This is a genomic window from Chitinophaga sp. (genome assembly GCF_035564935.1).
GTDB lineage: Bacteria > Bacteroidota > Bacteroidia > Chitinophagales > Chitinophagaceae > Chitinophaga.
Map to the genome: position 1 here is coordinate 1 of NZ_DATMTE010000195.1, position 4,141 is coordinate 4,141.

At 46.1% G+C, this 4,141-nt stretch carries 6 protein-coding genes; 4 read left to right on the plus strand and 2 right to left on the minus strand.

Going from position 1 to position 4,141, the window contains the following annotated elements; translation table 11 throughout:
• Window positions 1–121: 121 nt before the first annotated feature.
• Window positions 122–328: a hypothetical protein gene (locus VN105_RS05070; RefSeq protein ID WP_325638564.1), complete on the plus strand. Its 207-nt coding sequence runs from the start codon at window positions 122–124 to the stop codon at window positions 326–328.
• Window positions 329–343: 15 nt separating this feature from the next.
• Window positions 344–901, plus strand: a complete 558-nt coding sequence (locus tag VN105_RS05075; RefSeq protein WP_325638566.1) for a hypothetical protein — start codon at window positions 344–346, stop codon at window positions 899–901.
• Between the two features lie 167 nt (window positions 902–1,068).
• On the opposite strand, the gene VN105_RS05080 is transcribed toward VN105_RS05075, so the two are convergent.
• On the minus strand, window positions 1,069–1,518 hold the full coding sequence (locus tag VN105_RS05080) for an SRPBCC family protein (protein ID WP_325638568.1): 450 nt from the start codon (window positions 1,516–1,518) through the stop codon (window positions 1,069–1,071).
• 230 nt (window positions 1,519–1,748) lie between these two features.
• On the opposite strand from VN105_RS05080, the gene VN105_RS05085 reads away from it, so the two are divergent.
• Window positions 1,749–2,300 carry a prolyl-tRNA synthetase associated domain-containing protein gene (locus VN105_RS05085; protein ID WP_325638570.1) on the plus strand — a complete coding sequence of 184 codons (552 nt, stop codon included), beginning with the start codon at window positions 1,749–1,751 and terminating at the stop codon, window positions 2,298–2,300.
• A gap of 4 nt (window positions 2,301–2,304) precedes the next feature.
• On the opposite strand, the gene VN105_RS05090 is transcribed toward VN105_RS05085, so the two are convergent.
• Window positions 2,305–2,871, minus strand: a complete 567-nt coding sequence (locus VN105_RS05090; RefSeq protein ID WP_325638572.1) for a DUF4256 domain-containing protein — start codon at window positions 2,869–2,871, stop codon at window positions 2,305–2,307.
• A gap of 276 nt (window positions 2,872–3,147) precedes the next feature.
• Here VN105_RS05090 and VN105_RS05095 point away from each other — a divergent pair.
• Window positions 3,148–4,141: TonB-dependent receptor plug domain-containing protein (locus tag VN105_RS05095; protein ID WP_325638574.1), on the plus strand; the 994-nt coding region annotated here is incomplete at its 3' end.

Sequence of the window (4,141 nt, forward strand, 5' to 3'; positions counted from 1 at the left end):
TTAGTTCTTAAGCAATGCGCCATACTGTTAATGGCGTCATTTACCTCATTGCATACTCATCATTTCACTTGTCCTGCTACAACTGGATAGTTGTGCTACGGATCTCATCAAAAAAAAATTTATGCCGGATATATTAAGTAAACAGGAAATTGAGCAGTTTATTACAGAAGGATTTGTTCGCATTGATAGTGCCTTTTCCCCTGATATTGCAAACGCTGCCCTCGATATTTTATGGAAGGATATCCCCTTTGAACGGTTCAACCCGGCTACCTGGACGGAGCCGGTCATCCGCCTGGGAATGTATACGCAACAACCGTTTATAGATTAAGTTAATACGCAGGAGTTGCACGCTGCTTTCGACCAATTGATTGGCGCCGGCAGATGGATACCCTGCCGAAGTGTAGGCACTTTCCCCGTCCGGTTCCCTTCCCCTGAACAGCCGAATGATACCGGCAGGCATGTAGATGTAAGTTTCCCGGGTAGCGACCCGTCCAATTATTTTGAATGGCGGGCCAATATAAGATCCAGGGGACGTGCTTTATTAATGCTGGTGTTATATTCAGATGTAACGGAGGCCGACGCCCCTACGATCATCTACCGGAAGTCGCACATAGATGTAGCAGGTCTTTTATCCCCTGAAGGAGATAAGGGACTTTCCTTTATGGAGCTTGCCCGCAGGTTGGATGAATTACCGGAACGGGAAGAAGCGTTGGCTGTTGGCAAAGCAGGCACTATTTATTTGTGCCATCCTTTTTTAGTGCATGCGGCTCAGTCGCACAAGGGCCACACACCTAAGTTTATGGCGCAACCTCCTTTGCTGCTGAGAAAGGAGTTGATTATTGAAGCGGGGGCGGGTAACTATACACCTGTGGAAGAGGCTATCCGGTTGGCATTCAGGTAGTGTGGCGCTGTTTAAACTGATGGGCGCAGATGCCTGTTTCTCTTTTGAAAAGCCTTGAAAAATAAAAGCAGAACCGGTTCTCCCTAAGATGGGAAATATAACCGGTGTTAAAAAAATAAGGCCTTCACACCGGCAGGTTTGAAGGCCTTTTATATGGTATGGATGTTTCAGGCATCGGGTATTTCAGGCTCTACCAGCTTGGCCAGTTTTTCCAGGGACTCCTGCCAGCCCAGGTAACACATTTCAACAGGGATGGCAGCAGGGATGCCTTCCTGGGTGATCTTTATTTCCGTTCCTGCAATAGTTTTCCGTAATGATACGGAAGTAACCATTTCTCCCGGCAGGTTGGGATCATCAAATTTGTCAGTGTATTTCAAAAATTCATTAGGCTTGAGTTCCAGGTATACGCCACCAAATGAATGGCTGTTGCCGGTGTTGAAATTCTGGAACGAAGCCTTGAAAGCACCGCCTACTTTTACCTCCTGTTCATGAACAGTGCAAAGAAATCCATAAGGAGGTAACCATGAAGCGATAGCTGTGGATTCAGTAAATGCGCGATAAACTTTTTCGGGCGATGTTTTAAGCATCCGGTGTAATGAAACAGTGTTGTTTGACATAAGATGTAATTTTATTCCTACTCATCTGGCTTTTCGGTTCCGCCCGTTTTTAAAGTGTTGCTGCTCCACTTATGTTTGTGCCGGCTGTTTATTTTAACTTCGACATCTCAAAGGTGAAAAGAATTTCAGATTTGTATGGAGGGGATATACGACAATCTGGAGGGTGGTTTGCGACCGGGTTCATTTTTTAGCAGCTATCGGCTATCTTTGGCCATTGAAAACGAATAGTAATGAGTATTGACAGGTATTTCGTCAGCGAGGTGAAACAAACCGAACCACAGGTATTCAAAACACCATTGCAGCAAATGGTATATGAGATGTTCAGGGAGAAAGGCGTGAAGTATGAACGGGTAGACACTGATCCTGCTATTACAATGGAAGATTGTATCAGGATAGATGAAAGACTGAACATGAAAACGGTAAAAACACTTTTTCTTTGCAACCGGCAGCAAACAAATTTTTACCTGGTAGTTACTACCGCCGGAAAGCCTTTCAAAACAAAAGACCTGAGCGCGGCGCTGGGGATTTCCCGCCTGTCTTTTGCCCCGGTTGAGCTGCTTAATTCAATGCTGGGTACTGATGTAGGTGCAGCCACGGTATTGGGCCTGATGCTGGACGGGAAAATGGACGTACAACTGGTGATCGATAACGATATTCTTCCGGAAGAGTGGTACGGTTGCAGCGATGGCACTACCACCAGTTATCTTAAGCTGAGCACAGCATGGGTGATGAACGAATTTATCCCCGCTACCGGCCATACGCCAAAATTTGTGCAGTTGTAACCAGCTATACCGTTAAAGATCCGCGGAATCCCCTGGCGGCATAGTAAGATTCCGCGCCATTATGATACAGGAAAACATGATCATAACGGCGATCACAGAAGAGTGCACCGCCAAGTTTCCTGATGGCAGGAGGTGTTACTATCCAGCTCGACGTTTTCAGATCAAAGTTGCCAAGTTGCTGTAAGTCCCGGTATTCTGCCTCCGTTAAAAGCTCAATACCCATATCAGCTGCCATTTGAACGGCACTGTTTCCTGGTTTGTGCTCTTTTCTTGACTCAAGTGCTTCATGATCATAGCAGATGCTTCTGCGGCCTTTAGGGCTTTCTGCCGAACAGTCGAAGAAAATGTATTCGTCTTTATTCTTATCATAACCCACCACATCCGGTTCTCCGCCGGTCAGTTCCATTTCATCGAGCGACCATAATTTTGCAGGATTCGCTTCCAGCTTTGCCTGTACGCTGGCCCAGTGGAGCCCTTTATGGCGTTGCTTGTTTTTCTCAAAGCGGGCTTTTAGTACGCTGAGTAATTCTGCGGACTGTTCGGAAGATAGTTTTCTTTTAGCGTTTTTCATATGGCTGACAGGTAGTTGTTATAATTTTAGGTTCCTGGCCTTCCGTTGCATTTGGCTGCTGCCAATAACATTCCCATTGGCCTTTAACGTAAAAAATACCGACGGTTAGAGAACATTTTGGGTATAACCGCGGGTCCTGCAAAAATAGCATTTATAATAGTCAATTTAAGTGTTGTACGCCCCGCTACATAGTAAGATCTTTAAGTATACCAGAGATGTCATCAACCGAACAATGAATTACAATCCCACAAATTTGCCACCTGTACAATTTTTTTTATGAATCAAACTAAGTCATTATTATGGGCGATTGCGCTATTGTTCACATTGCTGCAATCCACGCCTGTTTATTCCCAAAATAGGGTTAGCGTTAAAGGCATTGTTGCCGATTCCACCGGTTTACCACTGCCTGGCGCCACTATAAGCCAGGAGGGGAACCCAAAAAACGGGACAATTACCGGCCCGGAAGGCAGCTTTGAATTGAACGCTCCCCCGGGCAGCCGGCTGAAAATTACAATGACCGGCTTTCGCACAGCCTTTGCCGTTGCCGGCACTTCGCAGTTAAGCATTATTCTGCGCCCCGTTGCCACAGACCTCACGGATGTAATAGTGGTGGGATATGGCACACAGAAACGTGCTAAAATGACTTCTGCCGTTTCCTCCATGAACGCGGAAGATATACAGCTCATCCCCGCCACCAACTTGTCGAACGTTTTAGCAGGGCGCTTATCAGGTACCTTTGTCAGCTCGCCAACAGGCACACCTGGTATTGGTTCTAACGTTAAGGTGCGCTCCCGCTCCTCATTTAGTAATAGTGCAGTTGAACCGTTATATGTAATTGATGGCATAGTGCGGGATAAAACCAGTTTCGATGCACTGGATCCCAATGAAGTGGCCGATATCACCATTCTGAAAGATGCTTCTTCTGCGGCCATTTATGGATCCCGGTCATCTAACGGCGCTATCCTGGTAACAACAAAAACAGGGAAAAGCGGTGCGGCGGTGATAAACTTTAATGCTACCTACAATACCCAGCGCGTGGGGAAACTGCCTGAATACATGCCAGTTAAAGATGGCCTGAACCTGACAAAAGCCGTTAACGGTGGTTTAAGTGATGAAGAAATTAACTGGGTGCTTCAGAATAACCCCAATGGCGACAACTATTACAAAGCTGCCTATACTAATCCTTCCAGTCAGCGTTATGCCTTAAGCGTTTCCGGCGGCAATGAAAAGATCCGCGGATATATAGGCGGGTCATATATTAATGAAGATG

Coding starts and splice junctions, on each gene's coding strand:
- VN105_RS05070 (WP_325638564.1), top strand. CDS start 122: ATGCCGGATATATTAAGTAAACAGGAAATTGAGCAGTTTATTACAGAA.
- VN105_RS05085 (WP_325638570.1), top strand. CDS start 1,749: ATGAGTATTGACAGGTATTTCGTCAGCGAGGTGAAACAAACCGAACCA.
- VN105_RS05090 (WP_325638572.1), bottom strand. CDS start 2,871: ATGAAAAACGCTAAAAGAAAACTATCTTCCGAACAGTCCGCAGAATTA.
- VN105_RS05080 (WP_325638568.1), bottom strand. CDS start 1,518: ATGTCAAACAACACTGTTTCATTACACCGGATGCTTAAAACATCGCCC.